Annotated in this window: 14 protein-coding genes; 9 read left to right on the forward strand and 5 right to left on the reverse strand. The window is 63.4% G+C overall.

From position 1 onward, the window contains the following. The first annotated feature begins 2 nt into the window (after positions 1–2). Genes AC1DYC_RS18615 through AC1DYC_RS18630 form a run of 4 tightly spaced genes read left to right on the forward strand, consistent with a single transcriptional unit; the run spans position 3 to position 2905 of the window. Positions 3–758, forward strand: coding sequence for a molybdopterin-synthase adenylyltransferase MoeB (locus tag AC1DYC_RS18615; protein ID WP_477408809.1), 756 nt, complete (start codon positions 3–5; stop codon positions 756–758). 4 nt (positions 759–762) lie between these two features. Beyond that, the gene (locus AC1DYC_RS18620; RefSeq protein WP_477408811.1) at positions 763–1251 is read left to right on the forward strand and encodes a GNAT family N-acetyltransferase; all 489 of its coding nucleotides are present in this window, start codon (positions 763–765) and stop codon (positions 1249–1251) included. After that, positions 1248–2501, forward strand: coding sequence for an aconitase X (locus AC1DYC_RS18625; RefSeq protein WP_477408813.1), 1254 nt, complete (start codon positions 1248–1250; stop codon positions 2499–2501). Before AC1DYC_RS18620 ends, AC1DYC_RS18625 begins: the two co-directional genes overlap by 4 nt. Continuing rightward, positions 2498–2905: an aconitase X swivel domain-containing protein gene (locus tag AC1DYC_RS18630; RefSeq protein ID WP_477408815.1), complete on the forward strand. Its 408-nt coding sequence runs from the start codon at positions 2498–2500 to the stop codon at positions 2903–2905. The genes AC1DYC_RS18625 and AC1DYC_RS18630 overlap by 4 nt, the downstream gene beginning before the upstream one ends. A 73-nt stretch (positions 2906–2978) precedes the next feature. Here AC1DYC_RS18630 and AC1DYC_RS18635 read toward each other — a convergent pair whose 3' ends face one another. Further along, entirely contained in the window at positions 2979–3980 is a 1002-nt protein-coding gene (locus AC1DYC_RS18635) for a 2-hydroxyacid dehydrogenase (RefSeq protein ID WP_477408817.1), read from the reverse strand. Positions 3981–4137: 157 nt separating this feature from the next. Here AC1DYC_RS18635 and AC1DYC_RS18640 point away from each other — a divergent pair, with 157 nt between their 5' ends. Then, positions 4138–4695, forward strand: a complete 558-nt coding sequence (locus tag AC1DYC_RS18640; RefSeq protein ID WP_477279423.1) for an SH3 domain-containing protein — start codon at positions 4138–4140, stop codon at positions 4693–4695. Positions 4696–4713: 18 nt separating this feature from the next. Here the strand turns inward: AC1DYC_RS18640 and AC1DYC_RS18645 are convergent, their stop codons facing one another. Both AC1DYC_RS18645 and irrA read right to left on the reverse strand, forming a co-directional pair. Beyond that, positions 4714–5073: a DUF4260 domain-containing protein gene (locus AC1DYC_RS18645; RefSeq protein ID WP_477408819.1), complete on the reverse strand. Its 360-nt coding sequence runs from the start codon at positions 5071–5073 to the stop codon at positions 4714–4716. 10 nt (positions 5074–5083) lie between these two features. Further along, positions 5084–5515, reverse strand: a complete 432-nt coding sequence (gene irrA / locus AC1DYC_RS18650; protein WP_023692578.1) for an iron response transcriptional regulator IrrA — start codon at positions 5513–5515, stop codon at positions 5084–5086. Positions 5516–5757: 242 nt separating this feature from the next. On the opposite strand from irrA, the gene fabA reads away from it, so the two are divergent. The 4 genes from fabA (at position 5758) to AC1DYC_RS18670 (ending at position 10281) form a co-directional block, all read left to right on the forward strand. Further along, positions 5758–6273 (forward strand): 3-hydroxyacyl-[acyl-carrier-protein] dehydratase FabA, encoded by a 516-nt coding sequence (gene fabA, locus AC1DYC_RS18655; protein WP_477279419.1) that lies wholly within the window; start codon positions 5758–5760, stop codon positions 6271–6273. Positions 6274–6397: 124 nt separating this feature from the next. Continuing rightward, positions 6398–7618, forward strand: a complete 1221-nt coding sequence (gene fabB / locus AC1DYC_RS18660) for a beta-ketoacyl-ACP synthase I (RefSeq protein WP_477279417.1) — start codon at positions 6398–6400, stop codon at positions 7616–7618. Positions 7619–7631: 13 nt separating this feature from the next. After that, entirely contained in the window at positions 7632–8444 is an 813-nt protein-coding gene (fabI, locus tag AC1DYC_RS18665) for an enoyl-ACP reductase FabI (protein WP_477408821.1), read from the forward strand. Between the two features lie 283 nt (positions 8445–8727). After that, on the forward strand, positions 8728–10281 hold the full coding sequence (locus AC1DYC_RS18670; RefSeq protein WP_477408823.1) for a putative bifunctional diguanylate cyclase/phosphodiesterase: 1554 nt from the start codon (positions 8728–8730) through the stop codon (positions 10279–10281). A 40-nt stretch (positions 10282–10321) separates the two neighbouring features. Here AC1DYC_RS18670 and AC1DYC_RS18675 read toward each other — a convergent pair whose 3' ends face one another. Together AC1DYC_RS18675 and pnp are read right to left on the reverse strand one after the other, a co-directional pair. Next, complete coding sequence (locus AC1DYC_RS18675; RefSeq protein ID WP_477408825.1) at positions 10322–11458, reverse strand: class I SAM-dependent methyltransferase; 1137 nt, start codon at positions 11456–11458, stop codon at positions 10322–10324. Between the two features lie 90 nt (positions 11459–11548). Continuing rightward, the gene (gene pnp, locus AC1DYC_RS18680; RefSeq protein WP_477408827.1) at positions 11549–13696 is read right to left on the reverse strand and encodes a polyribonucleotide nucleotidyltransferase; all 2148 of its coding nucleotides are present in this window, start codon (positions 13694–13696) and stop codon (positions 11549–11551) included. Positions 13697–13954 lie beyond the last annotated feature (258 nt).

Genomic DNA, 13954 nt, shown 5'->3' on the forward strand with positions numbered 1-13954 from the left:
CAATGACCCATGCCGCCCTCACCGACGAAGAGCTTGAGCGTTACGCCCGCCACATCGTGCTGCCGGAAATCGGCGGCGCCGGCCAGCAGAGGCTGAAGCGGGCGCGGGTGCTGGTCATCGGCGCGGGCGGGCTCGGCGCGCCGGTGCTGGAATATCTTGCTGCCGCTGGCGTCGGCACGCTCGGCATCGTCGACGACGACATCGTCTCGCTGTCCAATCTGCAACGGCAAGTGATCCACGCCACCGACACGGTCGGCGCGGCAAAGACCGAAAGCGCCAAAGCGGCGATCGCCCGGATCAATCCCCATGTCGCGGTGGAACTGCACGAGTTCAGGCTGACGGCCGAGAACGCCGCTGCCCTCATTGCTCGCTATGACATCGTTGTCGACGGCTCCGACAATTTCGACACGCGCTATGTCGTGGCCGATGCCTGCGCCGCGGAGAAGCGGCCGCTGGTACATGCCGCTGTCGGCCGCTTCGACGGCACGGTGACGGTGCTGACACCGTTCGAGACCGGTGCCGACGGCAAACCGAACCCTAGCTATCGCGACCTCTTCCCCGAGGCGCCGCCGGAAGGGCTGGTGCCGTCCTGCGCGGTGGCCGGCGTCGTCGGCGCGCTGACCGGCGTCATCGGCACGCTGCAGGCGATGGAGGCGATCAAGCTGATCACCGGCATCGGCGAACCGCTGGTCGGCAGGCTGCTGCTCTACGATGCGCTGTCGGCGCGCTTCGATACGATCCGCTACAAGAGAAGCTGAGCGCATGGACCGACCTACCGGCGTCTTCATCACGCAGCTTGCTCCCGGATTCGATCGCTGGGACGAGCTGCTTGGCCTGATCATGCGGGCCTTTGCGCCGATGGACGGGGTCATCGACCCACCATCCTCGGCGCATCTGCTGAGCGTCGAAAGCCTGCGAGACAAGGCCGGCCGGGAAACGGTGTTCCTGGCGCTGCAGGACGGCCGGATCGACGGCTGTATCTTCGCGCTTGAGAGAACTGCCCATTTCTATGTCGGCAAGCTCGCCGTCGATCCTGAATTTCAGGGACGAGGCATCGGCCGGCAATTGATGCAGGCTGTCGAGGATTTTGCCCGCAGCCGCAACAAGCCCGCCATCGAACTGCAGACACGGATCGAACTCACGGCAAATCACGCGACCTTTGCCCGTCTCGGCTTTCGCGAAACAGCGCGCACCGCGCATCAGGGCTATGATCGGCCAACCTCGATCACCATGCGCAAGGAGCTCAAGTGAGCCTCGCCCTCAGCGCGCAGGAGCAGGCAATCGCCTCGGGCCGTGACGGCGCGGCTATGGCCATGCGCATCGTTGCTGAAAGTGCTGCGTTGCTGGGTGCGCCGCGGCTGATCCCGATCGCCTCGGCGCATATAGACGGCGCGCTCTATCACGGCGATTCCGGCACGCTGTTTGCCGAAAGGCTGGTCGAAGGCGGCGCGCGCGTCGCCGTGCGCTCGACGCTCAATGTCGGCGCGCTCGATTTGATGGGCTGCTCGCGTGTGCGCCTCGAAGAGCCGGCGCGCGGCATGGCGCGGCGGATGATGGAGGCCTACCGCAAGCTGGGCTGCGAGCAGAGCTGGACCTGCGCGCCCTATCAGGCCGGACACAGGCCGGCGCTTGGCAGCGACGTCGCCTGGGGCGAATCCAATGCCGTGGTGTTTTGCAATTCGGTGCTGGGCGCCCGCACCAACCGCTATGGCGATTTCCTCGATATCGCCTGCGCCATATCGGGCCGGGCGCCGGACTACGGCCTGCACCGCGTCGAGAACCGGCAGGCGCGGCTGGTGTTCGATGTGTCCGGCCTCTCCGCCTCCTTCCTTGGTTCGGAGATCGCCTGGCCGGTGCTGGGCAGCCTCTATGGCCGCGAGGTGGGCAATGCGGTCGGCGTGGTTGCCGGCGTGTCCCACCATCCCGGCGAGGATGCGTTGAAAGCCTTCGGCGCGGCGGCGGCATCGTCAGGCGCTGTCGGCCTCTTCCACATTGCCGGCGTGACACCGGAGGCGCCCGACGCCGAAACCATCCTGGCCGGCGGCAGGCCGGAAACGGTGATCCGCGTCACGCCGGAGATGGCCGCGAAGGCCCGTTCCAGCCTATCCACGGCAGCCACGCTGGACGCCATCGATGCGGTGGCGATCGGCAGCCCGCATCTGTCTTCGGCCGAATTCGACGTGCTGGAGCGGTTGATCGGCGGCCGGCGGCTTCACGTGCCGATTTACGCTTGCACCGGGCGCCATGTGCTCACGACGCTCGAACGGAATGGCCAGCGCAAAACACTCGAGGCGAGCGGCGTGGTCATCGTCGCCGACACCTGTGTTGTGGTGACGCCGATCCTGCCGGAGCTCGGCAACGGCGTTCTGATGACCAATTCGGGAAAATTCGCGCAATATGCGCCGGGCAATACAGGCTACGCCGTTCTCTACGGCTCGCTGGCCGACTGCGTCGAAAGCGCCGTCACCGGTAAGCCGCGCTTTACGGATATCGCCGCATGAGCACCGTCGCGGAAATCCTGGTGAGCGGCAGCGGCGGTGAAGGCGCAGCCCTGGTGCTGACCGCGCCCATCAGCTTCTGGGGCGGCGTCGATCCGAAGAGCGGCCGCATCGCCGACGTCCGTCACCCACAGCATGGCGAGAGCATAGCCGGACGTGTGCTGTTCCTGCCTGGCACGATCGGCTCGTCCTCGGCCTCAGCCGTGCTGATGGAGCTCGTCCACAATGGCCATGCGCCGGCCGCCCTCGTGCTGCACGAGCCGGACGCGATCCTGCTGCTCGGCTTGATCGTCGCGCGAGAGATGGGCTGGGAGACCCCGGTGGCACTGCAACTCGGGCGCAATGCGTTCGAGGCCTATCGCGGCAAGAATGTGAGCGTCACAGCGGACGGCGCCATCGCTGCCTGAGAGCCGCTGTTTTTGCTTTCACGCAATTCCGGACAGAAAACCGCTTCACACTTTTCCTGGAATTGCTCTCGGTTCAGGTCCGCAGTGGCAGTACGCGGTCCGGCGGACGGTGGCCGTCGAAGAAGGCGCGGATGTTGATGATCACCTTCTCGCCCATGTCGATGCGGCCTTCGAGTGTCGCCGAACCCATATGCGGCAACAGCACCACCTTGTTCTTGGCGGCGAGTTTCAAGAGCTTGTTGTTCAGCGCCGGTTCGTGCTCGTAGACGTCGAGGCCAGCGCCGGCGATCTTGCCGTCCTGGATCAGCTTGACCAGAGACTCCTCGTCGATGATATCGCCGCGGGCGGTGTTTACGATGTAAGCGGTGGGTTGCATCAGCGCCAGGCGCCGCGCCGACAGAAGATGGAAGGTGGCCGGCGTCGACGGGCAATTGACCGAGATGATGTCCATGCGGGCAAGCATCTGGTCGAGGCTTTCCCAATAGGTCGCCTCCAGCCCTTCCTCGACCGCCGGCAGCACGCGATGGCGGTTATGGTAGTGGATCGACAGGCCGAACGCCTTGGCGCGCCTGGCGACCGCGGTGCCGATGCGGCCCATGCCGACAATGCCGAGCCGCTTGCCCCAGATGCGACGCCCGAGCATCCAGGTCGGCGACCAGCCGGCCCATTTCTTGTCGCCGGTCAGCACATTGGCGCCTTCCGCCAGCCGGCGCGGCACCGCCAGCATCAGCGCCATGGTCATGTCGGCGGTGTCTTCGGTCAGCACGTTGGGCGTGTTGGTGACGGTGATGCCTTTCTTGGCTGCCGCCTCCACGTCGATCTTGTCGACGCCATTGCCGAAATTGGCGATCAGCTTGAGATTGTCGCCGGCCTGGGCAATCAGCGCCGCGTCGATCTGGTCGGTGATGGTCGGCACCAGCACATCGGCTTCCTTGACCGCCGCGACCAGCTCCGGCTGAGTCATCGGCCTGTCCTCGACATTCAGCCTGGCGTCGAAGAGTTCGCGCATGCGGGTCTCGACCGGATCCGGGAGCTTGCGCGTGATGACGACGAGAGGCCGTTTTTTGCCTGCCATTGTTTCCTCGAACCCGATCTCGTTGAGACCTCTTTAACCAAGACAGGCGAAACTGAATACCGGTCGCGGTGCCTGCCACTCCTGTAACAAGCGGTGCCGCCGAAGACAAAGAAAAAGGGGCGCGATGGCCAAAGGGCACGCGCCGAAAGGAACGAAAGTGTCTGGTTTCGCGTCGCTTCGCCTGGTCCTCAGCGCAGCGCTTCTCGGCGCTCTCCTGCATTCCCCGCACGCCGCGGCGCAAGGTGCTGCCGCACCAGTGCAGACGGTCACGCTCGGTCCGAGCGGCCTGCCGCTGCCGCGCTTCGTCAGCCTGAAATCGGCCCGCGTCAACTCGCGCGTCGGCCCCGGCGCCAACTATTCCGTCGACTGGATGTACACCAAGGCCGGCCTGCCGATGGAGATCATCCAGGAATTCGACACATGGCGGCGCGTGCGCGACGCCGATGGATCGGAAGGCTGGATCAACCAGTCGCTGCTGTCGGGCCGCCGCACCGCGATCGTGGCGCCGTGGCAGCGCAGCAAGGGTGGCCGAATCAATCTCCTCGACGATGCGGACAAGGACGCCAGCGTCATCGCCATCATCGAGCCGGGCGTGACGGGCACGATCAAAACCTGCGATGGCCAGTGGTGCGAGATGACCTTCGACGGGCACACCGGTTGGATCGCCCAGTCGCAGGTTTGGGGCGCCTATCCCGGCGAGCACGTCAAGAACTGAGATTGCTGGAAAGGTCGCCTAGCGGCCGATGCGGCCGAGATGGGTGTCCTGAAAGCCGGTCGACAGCTTGAGGCCGTAGCCGAGCGCGCGGTCGACTGCGATGTGGATGATCCAGATCAGGCCGATCGCAGTCGCCATCGAATTGACAAGCACATATCCAGCGAGTGCCAGCAGCAGCGGGACGACAAGGATGTGCAAGGTGTTGTAGGCGATGGCGCCGACGCGCGGCCCGGCGAGATAGCCCAGCATCGACAGGTCCGGCGCCAGGATGAGCAGGGCAAACAGCCACCAGGAAGTACCCGACAGCGCGTAAAGGACGATTCCCACCACGGCGACAGTGGCCCATTCGAGCCGGATTGCAAGATCGACAGGTCTCATGGTGTGCAGCTTAAACGCTGCGTTTGGGGCGCAGCCGCACTACGATGTCGACATTGGCGATCTCCATGCCCGCGGGTGGCTCCGGCAGGTTGGAGACGGTGACCGGACCGCTTTCGATGTCGAAAATCCGGTTTTCGCCTTCGATGTAGAAATGGTGGTGATCGGAGGTGTTGGTGTCGAAATAGGTCTTCGACCCTTCGACCGCGAGGATGCGCAGCAGGCCGGCCTGGGTGAACTGGTGAAGGGCGTTGTAGACGGTGGCAAGCGAGACCGGCACGCCGGCGGCGATCGCCTCCTCATGCAATTCCTCGGCCGAAAGGTGGCGGTCGCCCTTGGCAAAAAGCAGATCGGCCAGCGCAATGCGCTGGCGCGTCGGCCTTAGGCCGGCTTCGCGAACCCGCTTGTCCACAGCGACATTTTCCTTCCGGCAGCCCAGATCCATCTATTCGTCCAAGCCCACAGTTCCGCCTCAAGACACCCCCAGAGTGGCGAAAAAACGTCATCGACCGAAACTGGACACCCCTCGACATATATTCTGTTGGCCGAATGCGATCAATAGCGCGCATTGACCCGGGCAGACGGGCGGGTTAAGCGCAAACGCCGGTTTCCGGCTCGAAATGGATTGTGTTAGGAAACCAACGACAAGGGCGCCCACCGCCCGGGACTATCATGGGGACGAGATTGATGGCGGGTTCGAAATCCAGCTACGATTATGAGGAATTGCTGGCCTGTGCCCGCGGCGAGTTGTTCGGGCCCGGCAATGCCCAGCTGCCCTACCCGCCGATGCTGATGTTCGACCGCATCACCGAGATCAGCGAGACCGGCGGCGCCCACGACAAGGGCTTCATCCGCGCCGAATTCGACATCAAGCCGGACCTGTGGTTCTTCGCCTGCCATTTCATCGGAAATCCGATCATGCCGGGGTGCCTCGGCCTCGACGCCATGTGGCAATTGACGGGGTTCTACCTCGGCTGGCTCGGCGAACCGGGCAAGGGCATGGCGCTGTCGACCGGCGAAGTGAAGTTCAAGGGCATGGTGACGCCATCGGTCAAGAAGGTTGAATACGGCATCGATTTCAAGCGCGTCATGCGCGGGCGCCTGGTGCTCGGCATCGCCGATGGCTGGCTTAAGGCCGACGGCGAACCCATATACGCGGCGACAGACCTCAAGGTGGGGCTGTCCAAGCAATCGGCCGCCTGACCGGCGCCACTGCGGCAGGGCGTTTCCCGGAACGCGCAATGACGCTGCAGCATTTTGATTTTGCGTATGATCGCCGGCCAAAACCGGCTACGGTTTCGGGATCATCCGCTGGAAGGAGTTGCGAATGAGAAGGGTCGTCGTCACAGGCCTCGGCATCGTATCGTCGATCGGCAACAATGCCAACGAGGTGCAATCCTCGCTCTACGATGCCAAATCGGGCATCAGCTTCTCCGATTCCTTCGCCGAACACGGCTTCCGCTGCCAGGTCTGGGGCGCGCCGACGCTCGACCCGTCGGCCATGATCGACCGCCGCGCCATGCGCTTCCTGAGCCAGGGCGCAGCCTGGAACCATGTCGCCATGGACCAAGCGATCGCCGACGCCGGGCTTGGCGAAAGCGACATCACCAATGAGCGCACCGGCATCGTCATGGGATCGGGCGGTCCGTCCACCCGCACCATCGTCGAGGCGGCTGAGATCACGCTCAAGAACAACAGCCCCAAGCGCATCGGTCCGTTCGCAGTGCCGAAGGCGATGTCGTCGACCGCGTCGGCGACGCTCGCCACCTGGTTCAAGATCCACGGCGTCAACTATTCGATCTCGTCGGCGTGCTCGACCTCGGCGCATTGCATCGGCAATGCCTACGAGCTGATCCAGTGGGGCAAGCAGGATGTGATGTTTGCCGGCGGCCACGAAGACCTCGACTGGACGATGTCGGACCTGTTCGACGCCATGGGCGCGATGTCGTCGAAGTTCAACGACAAGGCATCGACTGCTTCCCGCGCCTATGACACCAACCGCGACGGTTTCGTCATCGCCGGTGGCGCGGGCGTCCTCATCCTGGAGGAACTCGAACACGCCAAGGCGCGCGGCGCCAAGATCTATGCCGAGATCGTCGGCTATGGCGCGACGTCGGATGGCTACGACATGGTGGCGCCGTCGGGCGAAGGCGCGGTGCGCTGCATGCGCCAGGCATTGGCGACGGTGTCGACCCCGATCGACTACATCAACACGCACGGCACCTCGACGCCGGTCGGCGATTCCAAGGAAATGGGCGCCATCCGCGAGGTGTTCGGCGACAAGATGCCGTTCATCACCTCGACCAAGTCGCTGACCGGCCATTCGCTGGGCGCGGCCGGCGTGCAGGAATCGATCTACTCGATCCTGATGATGCAAGGCGGCTTCATCGGCGAGAGCGCCCACATCGAAAACCTCGATCCGGAATTCGAGGGCATGCCGATCGTGCGCAAGCGTATCGACGACGCCAGGATCGACACGGTTTTGTCCAATTCGTTCGGTTTCGGTGGCACCAACGCAACGCTCGTTTTCCAGCGCTATTCCGCATAAGGATTTGCCGGCCATGGACGGACTGATGAAAGGCAAGCGCGGGCTTGTCATGGGCGTCGCCAACGATCATTCGATCGCCTGGGGCATCGCCAAGAAGCTGTCCGAGCATGGGGCAGATCTCGCCTTCACCTATCAGGGCGAAGCCTTCGGGCGCCGCGTCAAGCCGCTCGCCGAGAAGCTCGGCGCGTCGCTGGTCGTGCCCTGCGACGTCGAGGACAGCGCTTCGGTCGCGGCTACCTTCGAGACGCTCGGCAAGGAATGGGGTGAGCTCGACTTCGTCGTCCACGCCATCGGCTTTTCCGACAAGAACGAGCTCAAGGGGCTGTACGCCGACACCAGCCGCGACAACTTCGTCCGCACCATGGTCATCTCCTGCTATTCCTTCACCGAGATCGCTCGCCATGCCGCCCCGCTGATGAGCGACGGCGGCGCGATGATCACGCTGACCTATGCCGGTTCTGTCCGCGTCATGCCGAACTACAACGTCATGGGCGTCGCCAAGGCCGGGCTGGAAGCCAGCGTGCGCTATCTCGCCAATGATTACGGCCCGCGCGGCATCAGGGTGAACGGCATATCGGCGGGACCGGTGCGCACGCTGGCCGGTGCCGGGATTTCGGATGCGCGGCACATGTATTCCTACCAGCAGCGCAACTCGCCGCTGCGCCGCACGGTGACCATCGACGAAGTCGGCGGCTCGGCGCTCTATCTTTTGTCCGACCTCTCGTCAGGCGTCACCGGCGAGATCCATTATGTCGATTCCGGCTATCACATCGTGTCCATGCCAACGCTGGATGAATTGAAGCAGACCGACAGCGGACGCGATTAGAGCTTGTTCCATCCCGATGAAATCGGGGCTCTATCTCTTTTGGTTAAGCAGATTTCTGGACTAACGGTTCCCGTTTGTCCGAGAAAAGCTGAGACCACCTTTCGCGATCACGCTGCAGTTCTTCCAGTAAAATTAGATGCATTGGCAGAAACTCATTTTAAGGACATACCCGCTATAAGTCCTATGGCTAGGGCACTGCGCGTGCTTTAGGGTTTGTGAATTCGCGTGTGATCTTTCCGGAAAGTCGAGTTGATTTTTGGGATCGTGCAACAGGGACTGAGTAATGCCTGCTGTCAGCAACCCGAAGCGAACACCTGTGTTCCGGCTGCTCACCGTCGCCGCCTCGGGCCTTGGCAGTTTCGTTCTCGGGCTCTGGGGTCTCCAGTACGGTTTTGGTGACGGCTTTGCCGGCATGCAGGCTGGAACCATGGTCGGCATCGCGTCGGCCTTGTGCGCGCTGGCCGCCGCCGGTGCTGCACTCTCGTTCTTTGCCGGCGTCGATGAATCGGTGGACTACGTCTTCAACGAAACCCATTTCGACAAGCTGACCGGGCTTCTGGCGCGGCCGGCCATGGTCGGCAAGGTTGCCGACGCGGCGTCGGCAACGATCAAGACCGGCGAGCCGGTGTTCCTCATCGACATCGACATCGATCGCTTCAAACAGATCAACGACGCCATCGGCTACAGCCATGGCGACGAACTGATCCGCGCCTTTACCAGGCGGCTGAAGGCCTGCATGCCCGAGGGCACGGTGATGGGGCGCATCGGCGCCGGCGAATTCGCCATTCTCGTCTCGGACCATGAGATCCAGGGATCGATGGAAGCCACTGTCGAAACCCTGATTGAGGAGATGCTGAAGCCCTATCAGCTTGATTCCCACCTGCAATCGGTCGGCATATCGGTGGGTATCGTGGCGATGCCGAAAGACGGCGTCGATCCGGTCCTCGTCCTGCGCCGCTCCAACCTGGCGCTGCAGAATGCCCGCGCCGGCGGGGTGGGCAACTGGTCGTTCTTCCATTCCGACATGGGTCAGGTCGCCGACTATCGCCACTGGATCGAATCCGAACTGCACATTGCCTTCGATCGCGGCGATTTCGACCTCCACTACCAGCCGCAGCTCGACCTGCGGAGCGGCCGCATCGTCGGTTACGAGGCGCTGATCCGCTGGAAGCATCCCGAACGCGGTATGATCCCGCCGATGGAGTTCATTCCGATCGCGGAAGAGACCGGCATGATCCACCCGATCGGCAATTGGGTGCTGCACAAGGCCTGCAGCGATGCCCGCCATTTGCCCGAGGACTGCTTCGTTGCCGTCAACATCTCGCCGGTCCAGTTCATGACCAAGGATTTCGTCGGTATCGTGCGCGACGCCATGGCCAGCACCGGCATCAAGCCGTCACGGCTGGAACTCGAACTGACCGAGACGGCGATGATGCAGGACCGCGACCGCGCCGCCATCATCCTGCAGCAGCTTGCCGACATGGGCATTTCGGTGGCCGTCGACGATTTCGGCACCGGCTATTCCAATCTGAGCTATCTGATCGACTTCGCCTTCGGCAAGCTGAAGATCGACCGCTCCTTCATCAGCCGCATGGACACCGATTCCAATTCGGGCGCCGTTGTCTCCACCATCGTCGGCCTGTCACGGGCGCTCGGCGTCGGCATCATCGCCGAAGGCGTCGAGACCGAGAATCAGGCCACGCTCTTGCGAGCGGCCGGCTGCGAGATGGTGCAGGGCTATCTGTTCGGCAGGCCGGCACCGCTCAAGATCAAGCCCGGCGAGATCCGAGCGACTATTCCCGTCCACGAGCCGGCGCGCATCGTCAGCATGCATTGAGGCGGTTCTGTTCCGCGCATGATCGCCTTGGGACCATGTTCTAGCGGCGTGCGGAAAAGACCTTGAACATGCCATCGCGGGCGATTTCGGCGTGGCTGGAGAAGACAGCCTTCAGAACCGGCTCATAAGGCAGCTGGCGGTTTGCCACCATGAACAGCCGCCCGCCCGGCTTCAGCGCCCTGCCCGCCGCCTGGATCATGCCGGCGCCAATTTCCGGCTCGGCTGCCCGGCTGCGATGGAAGGGCGGATTCATGACGATGGCGTCATAGCGCCGCTCGACCGGCTCGCTCAGCAGATCGATCCAGAAAAAGCCCGGCTCGAAGCTGGTCACGCCGATGTTGCCCTTTGCTGCCTCCAGTGCGTCGAAATCCGCCTCGTAAAGGTCGAGCCCTGTTATGCCAGGTGAACGTGCCGCGGTCTCGGCGGCGACATAGCCCCAGCCGGCGCAAAAATCGGCGATGTTGCCGCGCAGGTCTTTGGGCAGGTTGTCGACCAGAAGTTTTGAGCCGGCGTCGATGCGGTCGAAGGAGAACATGCCGGGCGCGGTGCGGAAGCGGCCTTCGATCAACGGCCAGTCGCCTTGCCAATCCTTGATGGACTTCGCAAACGCCTCTGCCTGCGGCGTGCGCGCCAGCCAGAACGCAACGCCATGGTTCTTCGACAGGTGTCCACCCAGAGGTACATTCGCCTTCGAAGGATGGTAACGCCTTTCGCTGACTATCTCTGGAGCTTGGCCCTGCCGTTCAACGACGACACTGCCCGATTCTCGGCGCAAGATAGCAGCCGCGAGCTTGTCCTCGTTGTCGGCCATGCGCTTGCGCAGGCTGTCGATGCCGTCTTCCTTGCCGCCGGCGACAACGATCAGGCCGCCCGGTGCAACGCGTTCGATCGCTTCGGCAATGCGCATCTCGTTCTGGCCGCGATGGCGACCGACGAGGACGAGCGCTGCATCGAATGCATCGCCTTCCGGACGCGGCGTCACTGTGTGGCCCGCGCGGCCCAGCGCACGGAAGTGCGGCCGGAAACCCTGCACGAGATGCAGCGCTGCCTCAAAGCCTTCCGGCAGGCGGAAGCCGGGCTCGGCGCCCAGGAACAGCACACGCTCGCCCTTTTGCGGCAGAGGCAGCGCCTCGGCCTCGAAGGGATGGAACAGTGTCTTCAGCGGCTCAGCGGCCATTCTTCGATCTCATGCCTGAGACAAACCGGGTCTTAAACGAAAACGGGCGCGACATAAGCCGCGCCCGTTTCAATGTCATTCTCGGACCACTCAGGCGGCGTTTTCTTCGCCTTCGGCCTTCTTGTCGCGGACGATTTCCTTGCCGGTGGCCTGGTCGACGACCTTCATCGACAGGCGGACCTTGCCGCGCTCGTCGAAGCCCATCAGCTTGACCCAGACCTTGTCGCCTTCCTTGACGACGTCCGATGTCTTGGCGACCCGGTCGTTGGCAAGCTGCGAGATGTGGACGAGACCGTCACGCGGACCGAAGAAGTTGACGAAAGCGCCGAAGTCGGCGGTCTTGACGACCGTGCCTTCGTAGATCTCGCCGACTTCCGGCTCGGCGACGATGGTGTGGATCCACTTCTTGGCCGCCTCGATCTCCTTGGCGTTCGACGAAGCGATCTTGACCGTGCCGTCGTCCTCGATGTTGATCTTGGCGCCGGTCTTCTCGACGATTTCGCGGATGACCTTGCCGCCGGAGCCGATAACGTCGCGGATCTTGTCGGTCGGGATATGCATGACCTCGATGCGCGGCGCGAACTCACCGAGTTCGGGGCGGGCGCCGGTCAGAGCATGCGCCATCTCGCCGAGGATATGCTGGCGGCCATCCTTGGCCTGGTCCAGCGCGATCTTCATGATCTCCTCGGTGATGCCCTCGATCTTGATATCCATCTGCAGCGAGGTGATGCCGTTGGCGGTGCCGGCGACCTTGAAGTCCATGTCGCCGAGGTGATCTTCGTCACCCAGGATGTCGGAGAGAACCGCGAAGCGCTCGCCTTCCTTGATCAGGCCCATGGCGATACCGGCGACGGGCTTGGCCAGCGGAACGCCGGCATCCATCAGCGCCAGCGAGGTGCCGCAGACAGTGGCCATCGACGACGAGCCGTTGGACTCGGTGATCTCCGAGACGACGCGCAGCGTATAGGGGAACTGGTCAGCGGAGGGCAGCATCGGACGGATGGCGCGCCAGGCGAGCTTGCCATGGCCGATTTCGCGGCGGCCCGGCGAACCCATACGGCCGGTCTCACCGACGGAGTAGGGAGGGAAGTTGTAGTGAAGGAGGAACTTCTCCTTGTACATGCCGGTCAGCGAATCGACATACTGCTCGTCCTCGCCGGTGCCCAGCGTGGCAACGACCAGCGCCTGGGTCTCGCCGCGGGTGAACAGCGCCGAACCGTGGGTGCGCGGCAGAACGCCGACCTCGGAGACGATCTTGCGGACGGTCTTGAGGTCACGGCCGTCGATGCGCGAGCCGGTGTCGAGGATATTCCAGCGCACGACCTTGGCCTGGAGTTCCTTGAACACAGAACCGATCTGCTCGGACGTGTACTTGGCGTCTTCGCCTTCGGCCGGGGCAAACGCTGCCTTGACTTTGGCCTTGACGGCGTCGACGGCGGCGTAGCGCTTCTGCTTGTCGACGTTCTTGTAGGCTTCGCTGAGTTCGTCGCCGACGATCTTCAGCATCTCGGCTTCAAGCGCGGAATAATCCGGCGCCGTGAAATCGCGCGGTTCCTTGGCGGCAACTTCGGCCAGCTTGATGATGGCGTCGATCACCGGCTGGAAGCCCTTGTGGCCGAACATGACGGCGCCGAGCATCAGCTCTTCGCCGAGTTCCTTGGCTTCGGACTCGACCATCAGAACGGCGTCGGCGGTGCCGGCGACAACGAGGTCGAGCTTGGATTCCTGCATCTCGTCGACATGCGGGTTGAGAACGTATTCGCCGTTGATGTAACCGACGCGGGCGCCGCCGACCGGGCCCATGAAGGGAACGCCCGAGAGCGTCAGAGCGGCCGAGGTGGCAACGATCGACAGGATGTCCGGATCGTTTTCGAGGTCATGCTGGACGACGGTGACGACGATCTGGGTGTCGTTCTTGTAGCCGTCGGCGAAGAGCGGGCGGATCGGGCGGTCGATCAGGCGGGAAACCAGCGTTTCCTTTTCGCTCGGACGGCCTTCGCGCTTGAAGTAGCCGCCCGGGATCTTGCCGGCGGCGTAGGTCTTTTCCTGGTAGTTGACGGTCAGCGGGAAGAAATCGAGACCCGGCTTCGGCTCCTTCATCGAAACGACGGTGGCGAGAACCTTGGTTTCGCCGTAGGTCGCGAGCACCGCGCCGTCAGCCTGACGCGCGATCTTGCCGGTTTCCAGGATGAGCGGACGGCCGCCCCATTCGATTTCCACTTTGTGGTGATTGAACATGTCTTGTCCTTAATAAGCGGAAAGGGCCGCGCCGTTTCACGGTGCGCGGATGCCCTTTCCCTGGCTTCCTTTCTCGGGCAGCCACGGGCAAGACAACGGGAAGCTCGGGTAAATTTCGGCGCTGGTCAGCGCACGAGCGTCCTGCAATCCTGCCCCATGACCGTCCATGGGCGGTTTCGAGTGGCCCTCTGCACGCTCGAAACCGGATCTGGCCAATCGATGCGACTGGCAGAATGCGCGACCGGCGGGCTCTCCTTC

The organism is Mesorhizobium sp. P2_E7, assembly GCF_056403855.1.